General features: G+C 64.2%; 19 protein-coding genes, 1 tRNA gene and 2 rRNA genes (1 of these 22 running past the window's edge). 17 read left to right on the plus strand and 5 right to left on the minus strand.

Annotated features, from left to right (window positions below; all coding sequences use genetic code 11):
* From ACP15H_RS03485 to ACP15H_RS03495, 3 genes are all read left to right on the plus strand, one after another.
* Positions 1-1,492, plus strand: a 23S ribosomal RNA gene (locus ACP15H_RS03485); it begins 1,238 nt to the left of the window's first position.
* Between the two features lie 79 nt (positions 1,493-1,571).
* A 5S ribosomal RNA gene (gene rrf / locus ACP15H_RS03490) occupies positions 1,572-1,686 on the plus strand.
* 59 nt (positions 1,687-1,745) lie between these two features.
* Positions 1,746-1,822: transfer RNA gene (locus ACP15H_RS03495), tRNA-Met, on the plus strand.
* A gap of 65 nt (positions 1,823-1,887) precedes the next feature.
* Here the strand turns inward: ACP15H_RS03495 and ACP15H_RS03500 are convergent.
* Positions 1,888-2,562 carry a uracil-DNA glycosylase gene (locus ACP15H_RS03500; protein WP_425069856.1) on the minus strand — a complete coding sequence of 225 codons (675 nt, stop codon included), beginning with the start codon at positions 2,560-2,562 and terminating at the stop codon, positions 1,888-1,890.
* A complete protein-coding gene (locus ACP15H_RS03505) occupies positions 2,553-3,188 on the minus strand; it encodes an NYN domain-containing protein (RefSeq protein ID WP_425064834.1) in 636 nt (211 codons plus the stop codon). Before ACP15H_RS03505 ends, ACP15H_RS03500 begins: the two co-directional genes overlap by 10 nt.
* Before the next feature lie 145 nt (positions 3,189-3,333).
* Between ACP15H_RS03505 and folK the strand changes: the two genes are divergently transcribed.
* The 8 genes from folK (at position 3,334) to era (ending at position 10,311) form a co-directional block, all read left to right on the plus strand.
* Entirely contained in the window at positions 3,334-3,885 is a 552-nt protein-coding gene (folK, locus tag ACP15H_RS03510; RefSeq protein WP_425069857.1) for a 2-amino-4-hydroxy-6-hydroxymethyldihydropteridine diphosphokinase, read from the plus strand.
* Between the two features lie 32 nt (positions 3,886-3,917).
* Positions 3,918-4,280 (plus strand): DNA-directed RNA polymerase subunit omega, encoded by a 363-nt coding sequence (rpoZ, locus tag ACP15H_RS03515; RefSeq protein WP_425064835.1) that lies wholly within the window; start codon positions 3,918-3,920, stop codon positions 4,278-4,280.
* A gap of 95 nt (positions 4,281-4,375) precedes the next feature.
* The gene (locus ACP15H_RS03520) at positions 4,376-6,559 is read left to right on the plus strand and encodes a RelA/SpoT family protein (protein WP_425064836.1); all 2,184 of its coding nucleotides are present in this window, start codon (positions 4,376-4,378) and stop codon (positions 6,557-6,559) included.
* 34 nt (positions 6,560-6,593) lie between these two features.
* The gene (locus ACP15H_RS03525) at positions 6,594-7,346 is read left to right on the plus strand and encodes a pyridoxine 5'-phosphate synthase (RefSeq protein ID WP_425064837.1); all 753 of its coding nucleotides are present in this window, start codon (positions 6,594-6,596) and stop codon (positions 7,344-7,346) included.
* Positions 7,343-7,744, plus strand: a complete 402-nt coding sequence (acpS, locus tag ACP15H_RS03530) for a holo-ACP synthase (RefSeq protein WP_425064838.1) — start codon at positions 7,343-7,345, stop codon at positions 7,742-7,744. Before ACP15H_RS03525 ends, acpS begins: the two co-directional genes overlap by 4 nt.
* A 109-nt stretch (positions 7,745-7,853) precedes the next feature.
* The gene (lepB, locus tag ACP15H_RS03535; protein ID WP_425064839.1) at positions 7,854-8,678 is read left to right on the plus strand and encodes a signal peptidase I; all 825 of its coding nucleotides are present in this window, start codon (positions 7,854-7,856) and stop codon (positions 8,676-8,678) included.
* A complete protein-coding gene (gene rnc / locus ACP15H_RS03540; RefSeq protein WP_425064840.1) occupies positions 8,630-9,382 on the plus strand; it encodes a ribonuclease III in 753 nt (250 codons plus the stop codon). Before lepB ends, rnc begins: the two co-directional genes overlap by 49 nt.
* Complete coding sequence (gene era / locus ACP15H_RS03545; RefSeq protein WP_425064841.1) at positions 9,379-10,311, plus strand: GTPase Era; 933 nt, start codon at positions 9,379-9,381, stop codon at positions 10,309-10,311. Before rnc ends, era begins: the two co-directional genes overlap by 4 nt.
* Positions 10,312-10,382: 71 nt before the next feature.
* On the opposite strand, the gene ACP15H_RS03550 is transcribed toward era, so the two are convergent.
* On the minus strand, positions 10,383-11,945 hold the full coding sequence (locus ACP15H_RS03550) for an alkaline phosphatase D family protein (protein WP_425064842.1): 1,563 nt from the start codon (positions 11,943-11,945) through the stop codon (positions 10,383-10,385).
* A 43-nt stretch (positions 11,946-11,988) separates the two neighbouring features.
* Here ACP15H_RS03550 and recO point away from each other — a divergent pair, with 43 nt between their 5' ends.
* The 6 genes from recO to ACP15H_RS03580 all read left to right on the plus strand — a co-directional run bounded on the left by recO (position 11,989) and on the right by ACP15H_RS03580 (position 19,589).
* Positions 11,989-12,705 carry a DNA repair protein RecO gene (recO, locus tag ACP15H_RS03555; RefSeq protein WP_425064843.1) on the plus strand — a complete coding sequence of 239 codons (717 nt, stop codon included), beginning with the start codon at positions 11,989-11,991 and terminating at the stop codon, positions 12,703-12,705.
* Between the two features lie 53 nt (positions 12,706-12,758).
* Positions 12,759-14,999: a DNA topoisomerase IV subunit A gene (gene parC / locus ACP15H_RS03560; RefSeq protein WP_425064844.1), complete on the plus strand. Its 2,241-nt coding sequence runs from the start codon at positions 12,759-12,761 to the stop codon at positions 14,997-14,999.
* Between the two features lie 2 nt (positions 15,000-15,001).
* Positions 15,002-15,808, plus strand: coding sequence for an undecaprenyl-diphosphate phosphatase (locus tag ACP15H_RS03565; protein ID WP_425064845.1), 807 nt, complete (start codon positions 15,002-15,004; stop codon positions 15,806-15,808).
* 92 nt (positions 15,809-15,900) lie between these two features.
* Positions 15,901-17,007 carry a TRAP transporter substrate-binding protein gene (locus tag ACP15H_RS03570; RefSeq protein ID WP_425064846.1) on the plus strand — a complete coding sequence of 369 codons (1,107 nt, stop codon included), beginning with the start codon at positions 15,901-15,903 and terminating at the stop codon, positions 17,005-17,007.
* A 176-nt stretch (positions 17,008-17,183) separates the two neighbouring features.
* Positions 17,184-18,290: a TRAP transporter substrate-binding protein gene (locus ACP15H_RS03575; protein ID WP_425064847.1), complete on the plus strand. Its 1,107-nt coding sequence runs from the start codon at positions 17,184-17,186 to the stop codon at positions 18,288-18,290.
* A 195-nt stretch (positions 18,291-18,485) separates the two neighbouring features.
* Entirely contained in the window at positions 18,486-19,589 is a 1,104-nt protein-coding gene (locus tag ACP15H_RS03580) for a TRAP transporter substrate-binding protein (protein WP_425064848.1), read from the plus strand.
* An 83-nt stretch (positions 19,590-19,672) separates the two neighbouring features.
* On the opposite strand, the gene ACP15H_RS03585 is transcribed toward ACP15H_RS03580, so the two are convergent.
* Entirely contained in the window at positions 19,673-21,262 is a 1,590-nt protein-coding gene (locus tag ACP15H_RS03585; RefSeq protein ID WP_425064849.1) for a TRAP transporter large permease, read from the minus strand.
* Positions 21,259-21,804, minus strand: coding sequence for a TRAP transporter small permease subunit (locus tag ACP15H_RS03590; protein ID WP_425064850.1), 546 nt, complete (start codon positions 21,802-21,804; stop codon positions 21,259-21,261). The genes ACP15H_RS03585 and ACP15H_RS03590 overlap by 4 nt, the downstream gene beginning before the upstream one ends.
* Positions 21,805-21,834: the final 30 nt, after the last annotated feature.

A 21,834-nucleotide genomic window follows, 5' to 3' on the forward strand; every position in this document is an offset into this window, starting at 1 on the left:
ATAAGTAGCGATAAAAAGCGTGAGAGACGCTTTCGCCGTAAGTCCAAGGGTTCCTGCGCAAGGTCAATCCGCGCAGGGTTAGCCGGCCCCTAAGTCGAGGGCGACAGCCGTAGACGATGGGAACCACGTCAATATTCGTGGGCCTGCTGGTGGTGACGGATCCGAAAAGTGGCCCGAGCTCGTTGGCGAATGCTCGGGCGGCCCAAGGGTTCCAGGAAATAGCCCCAGCGTATAGACCGTACCCTAAACCGACACAGGTGGACTGGTAGAGTATACCAAGGCGCTTGAGGGAACCATGTTGAAGGAACTAGGCAATTTACCCCCGTAACTTCGGGATAAGGGGGCCTCTGACGGTCTCGTCAGAGGGGCACAGACTAGGGGGTGGCGACTGTTTACCAAAAACACAGGGCTCTGCTAAGCCGTGAGGCGAAGTATAGGGTCTGACGCCTGCCCGGTGCCGGAAGGTTAAGAGGAGAGGTGCAAGCCTTGAATTGAAGCCCCGGTAAACGGCGGCCGTAACTATAACGGTCCTAAGGTAGCGAAATTCCTTGTCGGGTAAGTTCCGACCTGCACGAATGGCGTAACGACTTCCCCGCTGTCTCCAACATGGGCTCGGCGAAATTGAATTCCCCGTGAAGATGCGGGGTACCCGCAGTTAGACGGAAAGACCCCGTGCACCTTTACTACAACTTTGCAGTGGCATTAGAGAATGGATGTGTAGGATAGGCGGGAGCCTTTGAAACCTGGGCGCTAGCTCGGGTGGAGGCAACCTTGAAATACCGCCCTTTTGTTCTTTGATGTCTAACCGCGGTCTGTCATCCAGATCCGGGACCCTGCATGGTGGGTAGTTTGACTGGGGCGGTCGCCTCCCAAAGAGTAACGGAGGCGCGCGATGGTGGGCTCAGGCCGGTCGGAAATCGGCTGCTGAGTGCAATGGCACAAGCCCGCCTGACTGCGAGACTGACAAGTCGAGCAGGGACGAAAGTCGGCCATAGTGATCCGGTGGTTCCGCGTGAGTGGGCCATCGCTCAACGGATAAAAGGTACGCCGGGGATAACAGGCTGATACCACCCAAGCGTCCACAGCGACGGTGGTGTTTGGCACCTCGATGTCGACTCATCACATCCTGGGGCTGGAGCAGGTCCCAAGGGTTCGGCTGTTCGCCGATTAAAGTGGTACGTGAGTTGGGTTCAAAACGTCGTGAGACAGTTTGGTCCCTATCTGCTGTGGGTGTTCGAGACTTGAGAGGAGCCGTCCTTAGTACGAGAGGACCGGGATGGACTTACCTCTGGTGTACCGGTTATGGCGCCAGCCGTAGCGCCGGGTAGCTATGTAGTGAAGGGATAAACGCTGAAAGCATCTAAGCGTGAAACCCGCCTCAAAACTAGGTCTCGCTGAGAGTCGTGGTAGACCACCACGTTGATAGGCCGCATGTGCAAGTGCAGTGATGCATTCAGCTTAGCGGTACTAATAGCTCGATCGGCTTGACTTCATTCGTTCCGTGCAGCGGTCGACATCCGCTGCATGGCCTTGTGCACGACTTTAGACCTCAATCCTTTGCGTTCGGACGATCCGGTGGCTCTAGCGAGAGGTGTACACCCGATCCCATTCCGAACTCGGACGTGAAAACTCTCAGCGCCAATGGTACTGTGTCTCAAGGCACGGGAGAGTAGGTCGCTGCCGGATCTTCCGAACGCTAAGGACATACATTCCGATCAAACGCGCGCTCAGCGCGATCGATTTGACGCGGGGTGGAGCAGCCCGGTAGCTCGTCAGGCTCATAACCTGAAGGTCGTAGGTTCAAATCCTGCCCCCGCAACCATAGAAACCGACATTCCAGCGGCTCCGGCCGCAGGGATGTCGGTTTTTCTGTTTCTGCGCGAAGCCTCAGGCGTCGAGGGCGCGCCGGACTCCGTCGAAGACCTGGTGGAACATCTCGGTCGTGAGGCGGCCGGTGTTCGTGTTGTAGCGCGAGCAGTGATAGCTGTCGGCGAGCATCAAGCCGGTCGGAAGCTCGTGCAGCCGGCCATGGATGAACGGATAGGCGCCCGCCGGACGCACGGTGAGGGCGCGCAGGATCTGGTCGTGAGCGCCCTTGCCCAGGGCCACGAGGATCCGCAGGTTCGGCATGCTGGCGAGCTCGGACTGCAGGAAAGGCCGGCAGGCCGTGAACTCGAGCGGCAGCGGCTTGTTCTCCGGCGGCAGGCAGCGCACGGCGTTGGCGATGCGGCAGTCGACGAGCCGCAGCCCGTCGGCCGGATCGGCCCGGTAGGTGCCCTGGGCGAAGCCGAACTTCAGCAGGGTCGAATAGAGCAGGTCGCCGGCATAATCGCCGGTGAAGGGGCGGCCGGTGCGGTTTGCGCCCTTCATGCCGGGCGCCAGGCCGACGATCAGCATTCGGGCGTCGAGCTTGCCGAACGACCGGACCGGTGCATTCTTCCAGTCCGGGTACTTGCCCCGCAGCTCGTGAAGAAACGCCACGAGCCTCGGACAGCGCGGGCAGTCGAGCGGCGGCTCTTCGAAGGCTTGCGCAGGCACTTTCTGAGGCGGCCTTAGGCCGATCGCATCATCGACTCGGACGGCGCCTCGTCGAACTCCGCTTCGGCCTCGCGCGACGTGCCCGGCGCGGCAGCCGGACGCGGCGCGCGCTCCGACGGATTGCGGGCGATCAGCGGCGCCAGCTCGGACAGCTCGATGAAGTCGTCGGCCTGACGGCGCAACTCGTCGGCCACCATCGGCGGGGCCGACTTGATGGTGCTGACGACCGAGACCCGGATGCCGCGGCGCTGCACGGCTTCCACCAGCCGCCGGAAATCGCCGTCGCCCGAGAACAGGATCACATGGTCGAGATGGTCGGCCATTTCGAGCACGTCGATGGCCAGCTCGATGTCCATGTTGCCCTTGATCTTGCGGCGGCCCATGGCATCGGTGAACTCCTTGGCCGGCTTGGTGACCATGGTGTAGCCGTTGTAGTCCAGCCAATCGATCAGCGGCCGGATCGGCGAATATTCCTGATCCTCGACCAGCGCGGTGTAATAGTAGGCGCGAACCAGGCGGCCCTTCTCGCGGAACACCTTCAGCAGCCGGCGATAGTCGATGTCGAACCCCAGGGAGCGGGCAGCCGAGTAGAGATTCGCACCGTCGATGAACAGCGCGACGCGCTCGTTCTCGTAAAAATTGCCTTTCATGGCGATCAAGCCCTTATGAATAATATGCGCAGGTCGAGCAAAAAATATCTGGTATCGCCGAGGGCTGGTAACCCCCAGCGCTCGGAAAGTATATTAAGAGTAGGTATTTCATCCATAGATCACAAGGGGTTGGGGGCGCTTGCTGGTGGACAATAAAGAGCGCCGACCGATTTTCATTGGCGCCGGAGCCAATCTGCCCCACCCGTCCTATGCCTCGCCCCAGGAGACGCTCCAGGCCGCGCTGCTGGAGCTGGACCGGCGGCAGGTCCGCGTGCTGCGCTATTCCCGTTGGTACAGGACGGCGCCGGTGCCGGCCTCCGATCAGCCCTGGTACGTCAATCTGGTGGCCGAAATCGCCACCTCCCTGCCGGCCGACGAGCTGCTGGCCACCCTGCACGAGATCGAAGACCTGTTCGGCCGGGTCCGGAGCGTGCCCAATGCCGCCCGACTGATCGACCTGGATTTGCTCGATTATCGCGGCCAGATCGCGGCTGCCGGCCCTTCCAGGGCGACCCTTCCGCACCCCAGGATGACGGGGCGGGCCTTCGTCCTGTGCCCGCTGGCCGATCTTGCCCCGGACTGGCGCCACCCGGTCTCGGGGGCCTCCATTCGTGACCTCCGGGCCTCCCTGCCGGCGGATCAGATCGCCCAGCCCTTCGAGCCTCCCGGCTTGCCTTTTGGGCAGGGGCTTGTATAACCCGCGACTTCCAAGAAATTTGAGGTTCCGCCATGGCGCGTGTCACCGTCGAAGACTGCATCGTGCAGATCCCCAACCGTTTCGAACTGGTCATGTTTGCCTCGCAGCGCGCTCGTGACATCTCGGCCGGCGCCCAGATCACGCTCGACCGCGACCGCGACAAGAACCCCGTCGTGGCGCTGCGCGAGATCGCGGAAATGAAGCTCGACCAGGCGGTCCTGAAGGATTCCCTGATCTCCGGCATGCAGAAGCACGCCGACGTCGACAAGCCCGAGGAAGTCAACGAGATGGCCGAGCTCGAGCAGGAGCTGGCGGCGGCGCTGGCGCAGGGCGGTGCGGAAGCCGCCCAGCCCAAGGCGCTCCCGATGGCCGAGGAAGACGACGTCGCCGAATAGCCGGCCGGCAGGCTGAGCCCCAAAAGCGTTCAGCCTGCTATTCGTGCAATCGCCGTGGAGTGAGCGCAATCGTCCCCATATAGTGGGCGACTGCCATGATTCGCCAATTTGAACTCGTCGAGCGTGTACAGTCCTACGATCCGGATGCGGACGAGGACGTTCTCAATCGTGCCTACGTCTACGGGCTGAAGAAGCACGGCAACCAGCTCCGAGCCTCGGGCGACCCCTATTTCTCCCATCCCGTCGAGGTCGCGGGCCTGCTGGCGGAGATGCGGCTCGATACCGACTCGATCGTCACCGGCCTGCTGCACGACACGCTCGAGGACACCGACGCCACGCGCGACGAGATCGCCAGCCTGTTCGGCGAGGACATCGCGCGCCTGGTCGACGGCGTCACCAAGCTTTCGCGCCTCGAGATCCAGTCGGAGAGCACCAAGGAAGCCGAGAACCTGCGCAAGCTGGTCCTGGCGATGTCGTCGGACATTCGCGTGCTTCTGGTGAAGCTCGCCGACCGGCTCCACAACATGCGCACGCTCCATCACATCAAGGAGCCGGCGCGCCGCCGCCGCATCGCGCGCGAAACCATGGACCTCTACGCGCCGCTCGCCTCCCGCATCGGCATGGAGAAGGTGAAGCGCGAACTGGAAGAGCTGGCTTTCGCCGAGCTCAATCCCGATGGCCGTGCGTCGGTGCTGGCGCGCCAGGGCTATCTGCGCGAGCGCGGCGACAAGCTGGTGCCCCAGATCGAGGTCGAGCTGGTCAAGACGCTGAAGGACGGCGGGCTCGAGGCCCAGGTTTCGGGCCGCGAGAAGACGCCCTATTCGATCTGGCGGAAGATGCAGAAGAAGAACGTATCCTTCGAGCAGCTCTCCGACATCATGGCCTTCCGCATCATCGTTGCTGACGTGGCGCAGTGTTATCAGGCGCTCGGCCTGTTGCACGGCAGCTATCAAGTGCTGCCGCAGCGCTTCAAGGACTACATTTCGGTACCCAAGCCCAACGGCTACCGCTCGCTCCACACCGGCGTCATCGGCCCGCTTGGCCAGCGCATCGAGATCCAGATCCGCACCGGGGAGATGCAGGACCAGGCCGAGCGCGGCGTGGCCGCCCACTGGATCTACAAGCAGGGCGAGCCGTCGACCGACGCGCCGCAATATGCCTGGCTGCGCAGCCTCATGGACATTCTCGACAAGGCGCCCAATGCCGAGGAGTTCCTCGAGCACACCAAGCTCGAGATGTTCCAGGACCAGGTCTTCTGCTTTACGCCCAAGGGCAAGCTGATCGCGCTGCCGCGCGGCGCGACCCCGATCGACTTCGCCTATGCCGTGCACAGCCAGGTGGGCGACACCTGCGTCGGCGCCAAGATCAACGGCCGCATGCTGCCGCTGCGGACGCAGCTCACCAACGGCGACCAGGTCGATATCATCACCTCGAAGGCCCAGACCCCGTCGCCGACCTGGGAGCGCTTCGTCGTCACCGGCAAGGCCAAGGCCGCGATCCGCCGCTTCATTCGTACGCGCCAGCGCGAGCAGTACATCCAGCTCGGCAAGTCGCTGCTCGACAAGGCCTTCCACGAGGAGGGCTACGAGGTCACCGAGAAGGGCCTCGAGGGCGTGCGCCTCAACTTCAAGCAGGCCTCGACGGACGATCTCGTCGCCACGGTCGGCGCCGGGCTTCTGGGCGCCCGCGAGGTCCTGACGGCGGTGTATCCGGGGCTGAAGCAGCCGCGGAAGGGGGGCGCCGACGTGGTGCCGATCTCGCGCGCACGTACCGGCAAGTCAGGCAAGCCCGGCGAGGGCGGGCGAGCGGGCAAGCTGGACGGCGAGCAGATCGCCATTCGCGGGTTGATCCCGGGCATGGCGGTGCACTTCGCGCGCTGCTGCCACCCGCTGCCCGGCGACCGCATCGTGGGCATCATCACCACCGGCAAGGGCGTCACCATCCACACGATCGACTGCGCCACGCTGGAGAGCTTTTCCGAGTCGCCCGAGCGCTGGATCGACGTCGGCTGGGATTCGGTGAGCGAGGGTGGCGGCGGCGTCTACACGGGCCGCCTCAAGATCACCGTCGCCAACCAGCCCGGCAGCCTGTCGAGCCTGTCCACGGTGATCGCCCGGCACGAGGGCAATATCTCCAACTTGCGCATCGTCAACCGGTCGATGGATTTCTTCGACATGGTGATCGACGTCGAGGTGTCCGACGTGAAGCACCTGGCTGACATCACCGCGGCGCTGCGCGCCACCCCTGCCATCAACGCCGTCGAACGCGCCCGCAATTGACGGCTTCCTCGACCTCTCTCCGCGAAAGTTTCGTATGACTGCGCCCCATCCCCTGCGTCTCGGCATCAATATCGACCACGTCGCCACGGTGCGGAACGCGCGTGGCGGGCATCTGCCCGATCCGCTGCGCGCCGCGCGCCTGGCCGAGGCCGCCGGCGCCGACGGCATCACGGCGCATCTGCGCGAAGACCGGCGCCACATCGTCGATGCCGACATCGACGGGCTGATGCGGGAACTCAAGGTGCCGCTCAATTTCGAGATGGCCGCGACCCAGGAGATGATCGACATCGCCTTGCGCCATCGCCCGCACGCCGCCTGTATCGTGCCGGAGAAGCGCGAGGAGCGGACGACAGAAGGCGGGCTCGACGCGGCGGGGCAGCACAATCACCTCAAGCCGATGATTGCCCGCCTGCGCGATGCCGGTATCCGAGTCTCGCTGTTCATCGAGGCCGACCCCCGCCAGCTCGAGGCGGCCGTCACGCTGGGCGCGCCGGTCGTGGAATTGCACACCGGCCGCTACTGCGAGATCGAGGGCGAGGCCAAGCAAGCGGAATTGCAGCGCATCGCCTCGGCGGCGGCGCTGTGCGCCAGGCTCGGCCTGGAGTGCCATGCCGGCCATGGGCTGAGCTACGCCGACGTCGGGCCGATTGCCGCCATTCCGGAAGTGCGCGAACTCAACATCGGCCACTTCCTGATCGGCGAGGCGATCTTCGTCGGTCTGGAACCGGCGATCCGCGAGATGCGGCGCATCATGGACGCCGCGCGGATCGGGGGAGTCGCCGCGTGATCATCGGCCTGGGCAACGATCTCTGCGACATCCGGCGCATCGAGAAGTCGCTGGAACGCTTTGGCCAGCGGTTCATCCAGCGCGTCTTCACGGAAACCGAGCAGAAGCGCTCGGAAGGCCGGGCAACCCGTGCCGCCAGCTACGCCAAGCGGTTTGCGGCCAAGGAAGCTTGTGCCAAGGCGCTGGGCACCGGCCTGCGGGCGGGGGTCTTCTGGCGAGACATGGGTGTGATCAATCAGAAGAGCGGCAAGCCGACGCTGGCCCTGACGGGCGGGGCGTTGGCCCGGCTTCAAAAGATCACGCCGGCCGGCATGACGCCACAAATCGACTTGAGCATCACCGACGAATACCCGCTGGCTCAGGCCGTCGTGATCATCTCGGCGGTGCCCGGCCCATGATCCGCCGGGTTGCTTTCGACAATCGGCAAGGCTCCCATGCCGCGGCCGGGGCGGGAGACAGGGGCGCCGGGCCCTGCTATAGCCGCGGCTCGTTGAAACTGGTACGGCGATGACGGACGTGGCTGAGCGTCGCAAGAGAGCACAGGAAAAGACCGGCGGATGGGGAGAAACCGTCCGGACGGTGGTCTATGCCGTCCTGATTGCACTGGTCGTGCGGACCTTTGCCATCGAGCCCTTCAACATTCCAAGCGGCTCGATGATCCCGACCTTGCTGGTCGGCGACTACCTGTTCGTGTCCAAGTATTCCTATGGATACAGCAAGCATTCCTTCCCGTTTTCGCTCGGTGTGTTTTCCGGACGGATCTTCGGCTCGCCGCCGGAGCGCGGTGACGTCGCGGTGTTCAAGTATCCCGGCGACCAGGGCCAGGGCGTCAATCGCACCGATTACATCAAGCGCATCGTCGGCATGCCGGGCGACCGCATCCAGGTGACGAACGGCCTGCTGCACATCAACGGCGTGGCCGTCGACCGGCTGAAGATCGGCGATCATGTGAAGGGCAACAACGGTCACTATCAGAAGGGCACGCTGTACAGCGAAACCCTCCCGAACGGTCGCCGCTACACGGTTCTCGAATATCGCGACGATGGCATGGCCGACAACACGCCGGAGTTCCTCGTGCCGGCCGGCAGTTACTTCGTCATGGGCGACAATCGCGACGACTCGCTCGACAGTCGAACGCGTCTGATGCTGCGCGACTTCTCCGGCTCGACGCGCGACCGAGACCAACTCGGGTGGTACGTGCCGGCCGAGAACCTGGTGGGCCGGGCGGAGTTCATCTTCTTCTCGCACGATCCATCGGCAGCAGGTTGGCTGGAACCGTGGAAATGGCCCGAGGCGATACGCTGGAACCGCTTCTTCATGGCAATCCACTGAATTCGACGGACGTCGATCTCACGGCGCTGTCGAAGGGGGTGGGGCATGTTTTCGCGCATCCCGAATTGGCTTCGGAAGCGCTGACCCATCGCAGCGCGCTCGACCGCCGGCCCGAGCTCAAGGCAGCCTTTCCGAACGGCAACGAACGGCTGGAATTCCTGGGTGACCGCGTCCTGTCGCTCGCCATGGCCGATCTGCTGTTGCGCCACTTCCCGCACGAGCGCGAAGGCGAGCTGGCGCGTCGCCACGCCGCGCTGGTGCGTGCCGAGACGCTGGTCGAGATCGCCACGGAAATCGGCCTCGGCGTCCATCTGCGGCTTGGCGACTCGGAGCGGACCCAGGGCAGCAGCGTGCGGCCCAACATCCTGGCCGATGCGTTGGAAGCGCTCCTCGGCGCCATCTTCCTGGATGCCGGCCTCGAAGCTGCGGCGGGCAGCGTGGCCGTGCTGTGGGGCGACCGGCTGAGCAGTCGGGTGGCCGTGCCGCGCGATCCCAAGACAGCCCTGCAGGAATGGGCCCAGGCGCGCCGTCTGCCCCTGCCGGTCTATCTCGAGGTCGACCGCGAGGGGCCGGCGCATGCCCCGGTCTTTGTGGTCGATGCGATTCTCAAGGGACATGATCCCGCGCGTGGCCGCGGCGGCAGCAAGCGCGAAGCCGAGCGGCTGGCGGCCATGACATTGCTGGAAAGGTTGAACGAGGCATGAGCACACCTGCAACGCGGGCCGGCTTCGTCGCCGTCGTCGGCGCACCGAACGCCGGCAAATCGACCCTGGTGAACGGGCTGGTCGGATCCAAGGTGAGTATCGTGTCACCCAAGGTGCAGACCACGCGCATGCGCGTGATCGGTATCGCCATGGCGGACATTCCCGATACGGGAGAGGGTGCGTCCCGTGCGCAGGTCATTCTGGTGGACACGCCTGGCATCTTTCGCGTGGCCAAGCGCCGCCTGGAACGCGCCATGGTCGCCGCCGCCTGGCAGGGCGCCGACGATGCCGACCTGGTGGCGCTGGTCGTCGATGCCGAGCGCGGTATCGGCCAGGAGACCAAGGCGATCGCCGAGCGGCTGAAGGATTCCAAGACGCCGCGCATCCTCGTGCTGAACAAGATCGATCTGGTGGCGCGCGAGACGTTGCTCGCGCTCACCGCCGAACTCAACGCGATCGTGCCGTTCGAGCGCACCTTCATGGTGAGCGCCCTCAAGGCCGACGGTGTCGGCGACCTGCTCGCCGCTTTCGCGCTCGCCGTCCCGCCGGGTCCGTTCCTGTACCCGGAGGATCAGGCCGCCGACCTGCCGCTGCGCCTTCTCGCGGCGGAGGTGACGCGCGAGCAGGTGTTCCTGCAGCTTCAGCAGGAACTGCCCTACGAGGCGGCGGTCGAGACCGAGAAGTGGGAGGATCGTCCCGACGGCAGCGTCAGGGTCGAGCAGATCATCTATGTCCAGCGCGAGGGCCAGCGCGCGATCTTCCTCGGCAAGGGCGGCGCCCGCATCAAGCAGATCGGCGCGCGCGCGCGGCATGAGCTTTCGCAGATGCTCGAGCGCCCGGTTCATCTCTTCCTGCACGTCAAGGTGAGCGAACGCTGGGCGGAGGATCCGTCGCACTACCGCACGATCGGGCTCGACTATCAGTCTTGAAGCGCGACGGAGTCGCATCGCGTTCACAACTGTCGTCCTTCGCCGCGTTCAGGATGACAGGGGTGTTGCTTCTAGGATGGCATCAATTCCAGCGAATGGATGACCTTGCCGCTGGCGTCTCGATGACTGACCGTCATTGCGCCTGAGCGGCCGTCGATCTTCACATGGCCGAAGTGGCACGATCCCTCGAGCGGCGAGAGATCGAAGCGGCCGGGCGGCGGCACTTTCTGGAACACGACCTGAGGTCCAAACGTGCCGTCGAGTGCGTTCGGGCCAAAGCCGCCAGCGCAGAGCGGGCCGGACACGAATTCGTAGAACGGTGTGAAGTCCTGGAAGGCGGCCCGGGCGGGATCGTAGCGATGGGTGGCGGGATAGTGCACGTCGGCGGTGAGCCAGTGCACGTTGCGGATGTTCTCGCGCTTGATGAAAGACAGCAATCCGGCGATTTCCAACTCGCGCCCGAGCGGTGGGCCATCGTCGGCATTGGCCACGGCCTCGGAGCCGGACTTGCGGCGCCAGTCGTCGTAGACGACGAGCCCGAGCGGCATGTCGGCCGCGATGATCTTCCAGGTCGCCGTCGATGATTTGAGCGCCTGCTTCAGCCAGCCGACCTGTTCGAGGCCGAGAAAGGCCGTGTCCTTGCCCGCCACGGCCTGTCGGTTGGGACCGTTGGCGGCGCGGAAGCTGCGCATGTCGAGCCGGATGAGATCGAGACGCGGACCGAACGAGAATTTGCGATAGAGGCGCATCGGCCCGTCGAGCCCGTCGGCCAGCGGCATGAATTCGCGAAAGGCGCGCTCGGCGCGCCGGGCCAGCACGCTCACGTTCTTCTCGCGATAGCGCGAATCCTCCTCGAGGTGTTTTTCCCGGTACCAGTTGTCGACGACGTCGTGATCGTCCCACAGGGCGATCATCGGGACCTCGGCGTTGAAGCGGCGCAGGTTGGTGTCGAGGAAGTTGTAGAGATGATTGCCGCGGAACTCGGCCAGCGATTCGGCGACCTTCGACTTCGCGTCCGTGGTGATGTTCTTCCAGACACGCCCGTCCGGCAGCTTCTTCTCCGACGCGAGCGGGTCGTCGGCATAGATCGTGTCGCCGCAGTGAACGAAGAAGTCCGGCGCGAGCAACCGCATCGCCTCGTAGATCGTCATGCCCCCGATGTCGGGATTGATGCCCCAGCCCTGGCCGACGGTGTCGGCCGACCAGACGAAGCTCACGTCTGCCGCGGTCGCCGGCGGCGTACGGAAGCGTCCCTGCACCCAGTCGCTCGTGGCGCCCGCGGTGGCCGGATCGGCGTAGGCGATGCGATAGAAGATCGTCTGCCCCGGCGGCAAGTCGACGAGACGCAGGCGCGATGTGAAACCGGTCGCTTCGAGTGCGAGTGGTCCCTCGATCCGACGCATGGTCGAGAAACTCTCCTTCGTCGCATACTCGACGATCATGCGTGACGGCCGGTCCGCGCGGCTCCACAGGGTCGCGCCGTCGATGCCGATGTCGCCCGACTGGACGCCCTGCATGAGGCGGGGCCGCGCGGCGGCGGCGGTCTGGGCGAACACAAGAGAGGGCAGGGCGGCGAGCGCGCCTGCGCCCTGCAAGGCCCGCCGTCTCGATATCGGCCCCGGTCGTTTGGCCATGGCGCAACCTAGCGCGAATTGCCCCGGCGGGGCATACACAGGCATGGAATGGAACGACGAAGGCATCGTGCTCACGGCACGGTCTCACGGCGAGACCGGCCTCGTCGTGTCGCTGCTGACGCGCGATCATGGGCGCCATTCGGGATTCGTCCCGGGGGGCGTCTCGCGGCGCGCCCGTCCGGTCTGGCAATCCGGCAACGTGGTCGAGGTGGTCTGGCGGGGCCGGCTGCCCGAGCAGCTGGGCAACTTTTCGGGCGAACTGCGCGAGGCACACGCCGCCCGCGCCATGGACGATGCCTCGGAGCTGGCGGGGCTTGCCTCGGCGTGCGCCGTCATCGACGCCGCCCTGCCCGAGCGCGAGCCGCATCCGGCGATGTTCGACGGGTTCCGGGCGTTCCTGGGCTCGATCGGCCATCCCGGTTGGCCCACGATCTATGTCCGCCTCGAACTCGGCCTGCTGCAGGAGCTGGGCTTCGGCCTCGATCTCGAGAAATGCGCCGCCACGGGCGCGACCGAGGACCTGGCCTATGTCTCGCCGAAGACGGGCCGCGCCGTCTCCCGCGCCGCCGCCGGACCCTACAAGGAGAAGCTGCTGCCGCTGCCGGGCTTTCTATCCACCGGTGGGTTGTCCTCGGATGACCTGGAGCTGGGGCAGGGCCTCGATCTCACGGGCTTTTTCCTCGAACGGCACGTTTTTTGGCCGCACAACAAGCCCTTGCCTCCCGCACGGTCGAGATTTATGGAATCGCTTCAACGCTAGAATAATCACGGCCGTGGCTGGAACTGCGGCTCTTCCCCTCTTCACGCTGGTCCATGGCAAAGCGCAACAACGTCGTCCAACTGGCCGAAGTGAAGCCGGTGCAATTCGGAGACGCGCTCCGCGAGCGCTATCTGTCGTATGCGCTGTCGACCATCATGTCGCGGTCGCTGCCGGACGTGCGCGACGGGCTGAAGCCCGTGCATCGCCGGTTGATGTACGCGATGCGCCAGCTGCGGCTCGATCCGAACAGCGCGTTCAAGAAGAGCGCCCGCGTCGTCGGCGACGTAATCGGCCAGTATCATCCGCACGGCGACCAGTCGATCTACGACGCTCTGGTGCGCCTCGCTCAGGAATTCGCCGCGCGCTATCCGTTGATCGAGGGCCAGGGCAATTTCGGCAACATCGACGGCGATAACCCCGCCGCGATGCGTTACACCGAGGCGCGCCTCACCGAGGTGGCCGAGGCGCTGCTGGGCGGCATCGACGAGAATGCCGTCGACTTCCGGCCCAACTATGACGGCTCGACCGAAGAGCCGATCGTGCTGCCGGGCGGCTTCCCGAACCTTCTGGCCAATGGCGCCGCCGGCATAGCCGTCGGCATGGCGACCTCGATCCCGCCGCACAATGTGGGCGAGCTCTGCGACGCGCTGCTCCATCTCATCAAGACGCCCAACTCGCGCATCGAGACCCTGGTCGATCTGGTGAAGGGGCCGGACTTCCCGACCGGCGGCATCCTGGTCGAGCCGCGTGAGGCCATCGTCGAGGCCTACAGGACGGGCCGTGGCGCCTTCCGCCTGCGCGCCAAGTGGGAAGTCGAGCAGCTCCCGCGCGGTCAGTACCGCATCGTCGTCACGCAGATTCCCTATCAGGTGCAGAAGGGAAAGCTGATTGAGCGGATCGCCGAGATCATCAACGCCAAGAAGCTGCCCATCCTCGAGGACGTGCGCGACGAGTCGGCCGACGACGTGCGCATCGTGCTGGAGCCGAAGACCGGCAACGTGCCGGCCGAGCTGCTGATGGAGCAGCTCTTCAAGCTCAGCGACCTCGAGACGCGCTTTCCCCTGAATCTCAACGTCCTCGACAAGGACAACACGCCGCGCGTCATGGACCTGCGCGAGGCGCTGCAGGCCTTCCTCGACCATCGGCGTGAGGTGCTGGTCCGCCGTTCGACCTTCCGGCTGGCTGCGATCGAGCGGCGCCTGGAGATCCTCGAAGGCTACCTGATCGCCTATCTGAACCTCGACAAGCTGATCAAGATCATCCGCGAGGAGGACGAGCCCAAGCCCAAGATGATCGCGGCTTTCGGGCTTACCGACATGCAGGCCGAGGCGATCCTCAACATGCGGCTGCGCGCCCTGCGGCGGCTCGAGGAGTTCGAAATCCGCGGCGAGCACAAGAAGCTCAGCGCCGAGCGCAAGGACCTCAAGGCCCTGCTCAAGGACGAAGGTCTCCAGTGGGAGGCCATCGCCGACGAGGTGCGTGAGACGAAGAAGAAGTTCGGCGGCAAGACCGAGCTGGGGCGCCGCCGCACCGAACTCGCCGACGCGCCGGCCGAGATCGAGCACGCGATCGAGGATTTCGTCGAGCGCGAGCCGGTCACCGTCATCCTGTCCGAGAAGGGATGGATCCGCGCCGCCAAGGGCCATCTCGACGACAAGGCTGCCGGCGAGCTGAAGTACAAGGAAGGCGACACGGCACGCTTCGCCATTCACGCCCAGTCCACGGACAAGATCCTGCTGTTCGGCAGCAATGGCCGTTTCTACACGGTAGGGTGCGATCGTCTCCCCAGTGCGCGCGGCCATGGCGAGCCGATCCGGCTGATGATCGAGCTGGGCAACGATCAGGACATCGTCCAACTCGACGTGTTCAAGGGCGGCCGCAAGTTCCTGGTCGCGTCGGATGCCGCCCGCGGCTTCATCGTGCCGGAAGACGAGGTCGTGGCTCAGACCAAGAACGGCAAGCAGGTCCTGAACCTGGCCGACAAGGAGAAGGCCCAGGTCCTCGGCATCGTGCCCGAGGGGGCGAATTCGATTGCCGTCTTGAGCGAAGGCCGCAAGCTGCTGATCTTCCCGCTCGACCAGGTGCCTGAGATGGGCCGCGGCCGGGGCGTGCTGCTGCAGAAGTCGAAGGGCGACCTGCTCTCGGATGCGCAGGCCTTCGTGCTTTCGGACGGCTTGCCGTGGGGTAACCGGACCATTCCGGCCGCCGAGTTGAAGTTCTGGCGGGGCGAGCGTGCGCAAGCGGGGCGCATGCCGGAGAAGGGCTGGCCGCGGGCCAAACGCTTCAAGGATTGAGAATGGACCTGACGCTGATCTGGAAGGCGCTGCTGATCGGCGTTGTCGAAGGTCTCACCGAGTTCCTCCCGGTCTCGTCGACCGGCCACATCATCCTCGCCGAGGAACTTCTCGATTTCCAGGGCCCCCCGGGCAAGGTCTTCGAGATCGTGATCCAGCTCGGCGCGATCCTTGCCGTCTGCCTGCTCTATCGCGCGAAGATCTGGACGACCGCGATGGGCGTGCTGGAGCGCGACAAGCAGGCGACCCGGTTCACGGTGGCCATCCTGGTGGCTTTCCTGCCGGCGGTGATCATCGGTGTGGCGGCTCATAAGTACATCAAATCGGTGTTGTTCAGCCCGTGGGTGGTCGCCATCGCCCTGATCGTGGGCGGTATTGCGATCCTCCTGATCGAACGCTTCGCGCAGCGGCCGCGCATCAAGAGCCTCGACGAAGTCGATCTGAAGACCGCTCTCTACATCGGTCTCTGCCAGTGTGTGGCGATGATCCCCGGCGTCTCGCGCTCGGGCGCCACCATCATGGGCGCCCGCATTTTTCGCGTGGACCGTGCAACGGCCGCCGAATTTTCGTTCTTCCTCGCGATGCCCACAATGCTGGGGGCGACCGTCTACGATCTCTACAAGAACTGGTCGTCGCTGAGCTGGGACCATGGCGGCGTGATCGCGCTCGGGTTTGCCGCCGCTTTCGTGTCGGCGATGCTGGTGGTCCGCGCCTTCGTGCGTTTCATCAGCCGCCACGGCTTTACCGTTTTTGCCTGGTACCGCATTGCAGTGGGCGCATTGGCGCTCACGCTATTGCTCATGCGTTGAGCCTTTCATCCGATGCAGCGCGCGTGTCATAAGCCGCGCAAATCAGGCGACATCCGAGTCGTCCTGCAACACGAGCTGGGAGTCCTAGTTTCATGCAACGTCGCAAGTTCATTCGTACGGCCGGTGTTGGCACCGCCGCCGTCGCCGCCACCGGCGCGCTGGCTGCGCCCGCCATCGCGCAATCCGCCCCCGAGCTGAAGTGGCGCATGGCATCGAGCTTCCCGAAGTCGCTCGACACGATCTTCGGCTCCGGCGAGCTGTTCACGAAGTACGTTTCGGACGCTACCGACGGCAAGTTCCAGATCCGTCTGTTCGCGGCGGGTGAGATCGTCCCCGGCCTCCAGGTCGCCGATGCCGTGCAGAACGGCACTGTCGAGATGGGCCATACCGCGTCCTACTATTATGTCGGCAAGGACCTGACCTTCGCGCTCGATTGCGCGGTGCCGTTCGGCCTGAACGCGCGCCAGCAGGATGCCTGGTGGAACTGGGGCGGCGGCCGTCAGGCCATGAACGAGTTCTTCAAGGACTACAACATTCACTCGATCCCGTGCGGCAACACCGGTGCCCAGATGGGCGGCTGGTTCCGCAAGGAGATCAAGACCGTCGACGATCTCAAGGGGCTGAAGTTCCGCGTCAGCGGCTTTGCCGGCGAAGTCCTGACGAGGCTCGGTGTTGTGCCGCAGCAGATCGCCGGTGGCGACATCTACCCGGCGCTGGAGAAGGGTACGATCGACGCCGCCGAATGGGTCGGTCCTTACGACGACCAGAAGCTCGGCTTCAACAAGGTTGCCCCGTACTATTACTATCCCGGCTGGTGGGAAGCCGGCCCGCAGCTCTCGGCCTATGTGAATCTGGCCAAGTGGGCGGAACTGCCGAAGTCCTACCAGACGATCGTCGAAGCCGCTGCCGCCAAGGCGCACACATCGATGCTGTCCAAGTACGACGCCCAGAACCCGAAGGCGGTTCGCGAGCTCGTCGCGGCGGGCACGAAGCTCCTGCCGTTCTCGGCCCCGGTCCTCGAGGCCTGCTACAACGCCACCAACGACGTGTTTGCCTCCCTGAACGAGAAGAACCCGAAGTGGAAGAAGATCTTCGAATCGTGGAAGCCGTTCCGCGCCGAGGAGGTCCTGTGGTTCCGCGTCGCCGAGAACACGATGGACAACTTCATGGCGCGCCAGTCGGCGGCCAACAAGCTCTAGGCTGCGCCGCCTGGAATATCTGGAAAACCCCGCTCCGGCGGGGTTTTTCTTTGCCTGCAGGGAGGAGGCAACTGCTTTTCATCGCCGTTGCGCTATGCGATAAACCCGCCAACAAAATTGTTCGCGTGGCAGAAGGCGCGCGTTCGGCAAACAAAAAGCTTAGGGAGATGATCGAAATGCAACGTCGCAAATTCATGCGCACGGCCGGCGTTGGCGGTGCGACGGTCGCCGCTGCCGGCGTCCTGGCCGCTCCGGCGGTTGCCCAGTCGATGCCCGAGGTGAAGTGGCGCATGGCCTCGAGCTTCCCCAAGTCGCTCGACACGATCTATGGCGCCGGCGAGTACTTCGCCAAGCGCGTCGCGGCGCTCACCGACAACAAGTTCCAGATCCGCGTCTTCGCGGCCGGCGAAATCGTTCCGGGCCTGCAGGTCGTCGACGCCGTCCAGAACGAGACCGTCGAGTGCGGCCACACCGCGGCCTATTACTATGTCGGCAAGGATCCGACCTTCGCGTTCGATACCGCCCTGCCGTTCGGACTTAATACCCGCCAGCACAATGCGTGGGTCTACTTCGGCGGCGGCCTCGAGCTGATGCGGGAGTTCTACAAGGAATACAAGATCGTCTCCTTCCTCATGAGCCATACCGGCGCCCAGATGGGCGGATGGTGGCGCAAGGAGATCAAGACGCCCGAGGACATGAAGGGCGTGAAGATGCGCATCGGCGGCTTTGCCGGCCAGGTGATGGCGAAGCTCGGCGTGGTGCCGCAGCAAATCGCCGGCGGCGATATCTACCCGGCGCTGGAGAAGGGCACGATCGATGCCGCCGAATGGGTCGGCCCGTACGACGACCAGAAGCTCGGCTTCAACAAGGTCGCGCCCTATTACTACTACCCCGGCTGGTGGGAAGGTTGCGCAGCCCTGTCGCTCTACTGCGGCGAGAAGGCATATGAGGCCCTGCCGCCGATGTACAAGGAAGCGATCGCGGTGGCGTCGGGCGACACGGTGAGTTGGTCGGTGGCCAAGTACGACGCCCAGAACCCGCGCGCGCTGCGCGAGCTGGTGGCCGCCGGAACGAAGTTCCTGCCGTTCCCTCAGTCGGTGATGGAGGCCTGCTTCGGCGCCGCCAACGAACTCTACGCCGAGACCATCGCCAAGAATCCGAAGTTCAAGAAGGTCTACGATTCCTGGAAGCCCTTCAGGAATGAAGAAGTTCTCTGGTTCCGTGTGGCCGAGAACACCTTCGACAACTTCATGGCGCGCCAGTCGGCCGCCAACAAGCTTTAGACTCAGCCGGCTCTGCCGGACGAAAGCCCCGCTTCGGCGGGGCTTTTTCTTGCCTGTCGGGCGCAATTCACGACTGAAGATTGCATATTTTTAAGGAATTTCCGGGAGTCGGACGCTTTTCAAATTCAATTTCGCATGCCAGTGTTGCAAGCGCTGAAGGGGGCCATCAAGGCAACCACGGGAGGAAACAGAAAAATGCAGCGCAGGAAATTCATCAGGACCGCGGGCGTTGGTGCCGCAGGAGTTGCAGCGGCGACGACGATTGCCGCGCCGGCCATTGCCCAGAGCATGCCGGAAGTGAAGTGGCGTCTGACGTCGAGCTTCCCCAAGTCGCTCGATACGCTCTACGGCGGCTCCGAGCTGTTCGCCAAGGTCATCGGCGAGATGTCCGACGGCAAGTTCCAGGTCCGCGCCTTCGCCGCCGGCGAAATCGTCCCCGGGCTTCAGGTGGCCGATGCGGTGCAGAATGGCACCGTCGAGGCCGGCCAGACCGCGGCCTACTACTATTTCGGCAAGCATCCGAACTTCGTGTTCGAGACGGGCCTGCCGTTCTCGCTCAATCAGCGCCAGCTCTATGCCTGGTTGTACTTCGGCGGTGGCCATCAGCTGATCAACGATTTCTACAAGGAGTACAATTTCCGCTCCTTCGTCTTCGGCGGCACGGGCTGCCAGATGGGCGGCTGGTTCCGTAAGGAAATCAAGTCGATGGACGACATGAAGGGCCTGAAGTTCCGCGTCGGCGGCTTCGCGGGCCTGATCCTGGAGCGTCTCGGCGTGGTGCCGCAGCAGATCGCCGGCGGCGATATCTATCCGGCGCTCGAAAAGGGCACGATCGACGCCTGCGAATGGGTCGGTCCGTACGACGACGAGAAGCTCGGCTTCAACAAGGTCGCCAAGTACTACTATTACCCCGGCTGGTGGGAAGGCTGCTCCGGCGGTTCGCTCTATATCAATAACCAGGCCTGGGAGAAGCTGCCCAAGAACTACCAGAGCATGGTCGAGGTCGCGTCCGGCCTGGTGACGTCCTGGATGGTGCCCAAGTACGACGCCAGCAATCCGGCGGCGCTGCGCCGGCTGGTGGCGGGCGGCGCCGAGCTGCGGCCGTTCCCGCGCTCGGTCCTCGAGCCGTGCTTCAACGAGGCCTACAAGTTTTACGACGAGCTGGCGGCCAAGGATCCGAAGTTCAAGAAGATCTACGAAAGCCTCAAGGCTTTCCGGTCGGACGAGAACCTGTGGTTCCGCGTCGCCGAGAACACGTTCGACAACTTCAACTTCGCCATGTCGGCCGCAGGCCGTTAGTCGCCATGTCGGCCGCCGGCCGCTGAGCGAAGCCCCACAAGAGAAAAGCCCCGCCGGTTGGCGGGGCTTTTTTTGCCTTCGATCTATTTGAAGACCGGTGGGGCGGAGTCTTCCGAGGGTGGCGCCTGGATCTCGATCGTCACCTTGCTGGGATCGATCCCGGACGGCTTGTCGAGGAAGTACGTCACCGACTGCGGGATCGCGATCACGATCGCCACCATGATGAGCTGCAGAAGCACCCAGGGGATGGAGCCCCAGTAGATGTCCGAACTCTTCACTTCCTTGGGCGCCACGCTGCGCAGGTAGAACAGCGCGAAGCCGAAGGGCGGGTGCATGAACGAGGTCTGCATGTTCACGCAGAGCATGACGCCGAACCAGATCAGGGCGGCATCGGCTCCCACCACCGGGGCCAGAAGCTTCTGCGCGACCGGCGCCAGCATCGGGATGATGATGAAGGCGATCTCGAAGAAGTCGAGGAAGAAGGCGAGGAAGAAGACGAACAGGTTGACGACGATCAGGAAGCCCCAGACGCCGCCGGGCAGGTTCGACATCAGGTGTTCGACCCACTGGTTGCCGTCGACACCCTGGAAGGTGATCGAGAAGCAGGTCGCGCCGACCAGGATGAAGGCCACCATCGCGGTGATGCGCATCGTCGCCTGGAACGCCTGAACGATCAGGTCCCGCAGCTCCTTGTGCTGCCAGGCCCGCCAGCACAGCCAGATGATCGCGGCGAACATCACGGTGAAGGCGACCTTGAAGCCGAAGGACTTGAAGGCGACGGTGCCGATCAGGGCGCCGATGATGGCGGCGGCGCAGCCCCCGAAGAACATCAGCCGGTCGAACTTGGTCAGCGGTGCATTGCGCACCACCGCCAGGACGATGGCGCCGATCGTGCCCATCGCGCCCGCCTCGGTGGGCGTCGCCAGGCCCATCATGATGGTGCCCAGCACGAGGAAGATGAGCACGGCGGCGGGGATGATGCCCCAGGCGCACTTGACCAGGAGGTCCTTGCCGAACAGCGTCCGCGGCACCGGCGGCAGGGCCTCCGGCTTCACGATCGTCACATAGAAGGTGTAGCCGGCGAACAGGGCGATCTGCAGCAGCGAGGGGCCCCAGGCGCCGAGATACATGTCGCCCACCGACTTGCCGAGCTGATCGGCCAGAACGATCAGCACCAGCGACGGCGGCACGAGCTGCGTGATCGTGCCCGACGCGGCCAGCACGCCGGTCGCGTAACGCATATCGTACTTGTAACGCATCATCACCGGCAGGGTGATCAACGCCATGGCGATGACCTGCGCGGCCACGGTGCCGGTGATGGCGCCGAGGACGAAGCCCACGATGATCGTCGAGTAGCCCAGTCCGCCCTTGATGGGGCCGAACAGCTGCCCCATCGATTCGAGCATGTCCTCTGCCAGCCCGCATTTCTCCAGGATGGCGCCCATGAAGGTGAAGAACGGGATGGCGAGCAGCAGCTCGTTCGACAGGATGCTGCCGAACACGCGGCCCGGGATGGCCTGCATGAAGGCCATCGTGAAATAGCCCATCTCGATCGACAGGAACCCGAAGAAGAAGCCGACGGCGCAGAGCGAGAAGGCGACCGGGTAGCCGATGATCATGAAGACGACGAGGCCGCCGAACATCAGCGGCGGCATATAATCGAGAGGGATCATTGGGTGGGCCTCTCGTAGTGAGCTTCGAGGCTATCCACCGCATATCCGTTGAGGAAGGCCACCCGCTTGATGAGTTCTGAAATGCCCTGGAGAGCGACCAGGCCAAAGCCCAGGGGAAGCACCAGCTTGATCGGCCAGCGCAACAGTCCGCCGGCATTCGAGGAATGCTCGTTGACGTTGAACGACTGCATGAAGAAGGGCCAGCTCAGCCAGGCGAGGATGCTGCAGGTCGGCAGGAGGAAGATCAGCGTGCCGAGGATGTCGACCCAGAGCTGCCCGCGGCGGCTCAAGGTCATGTAGAAGAGGTCGACCCGGACATGCTCGTTCCGCTTCATCGTGTAGGATGCCCCGAACATCACGATGACGGCGAACATGTACCACTGGATTTCGAGCCAGCCGTTCGAGCTCGTGTCATAGGCGTAGCGCACCATGGCGTTGCCGGCACTGACGACGCAGGCCAGCAGCACGAGCCAGTTGCAGACGATGCCTATTTTTTCGTTTAACGCGTCGATCAGCGCGCTGAATGCCAGCAATGAGCGCATCCCGTCTCCCCTGAATGCGAGTTATTATTT

The organism is Reyranella sp., assembly GCF_965249915.1.
In the GTDB taxonomy this organism is placed as follows: domain Bacteria; phylum Pseudomonadota; class Alphaproteobacteria; order Reyranellales; family Reyranellaceae; genus Reyranella.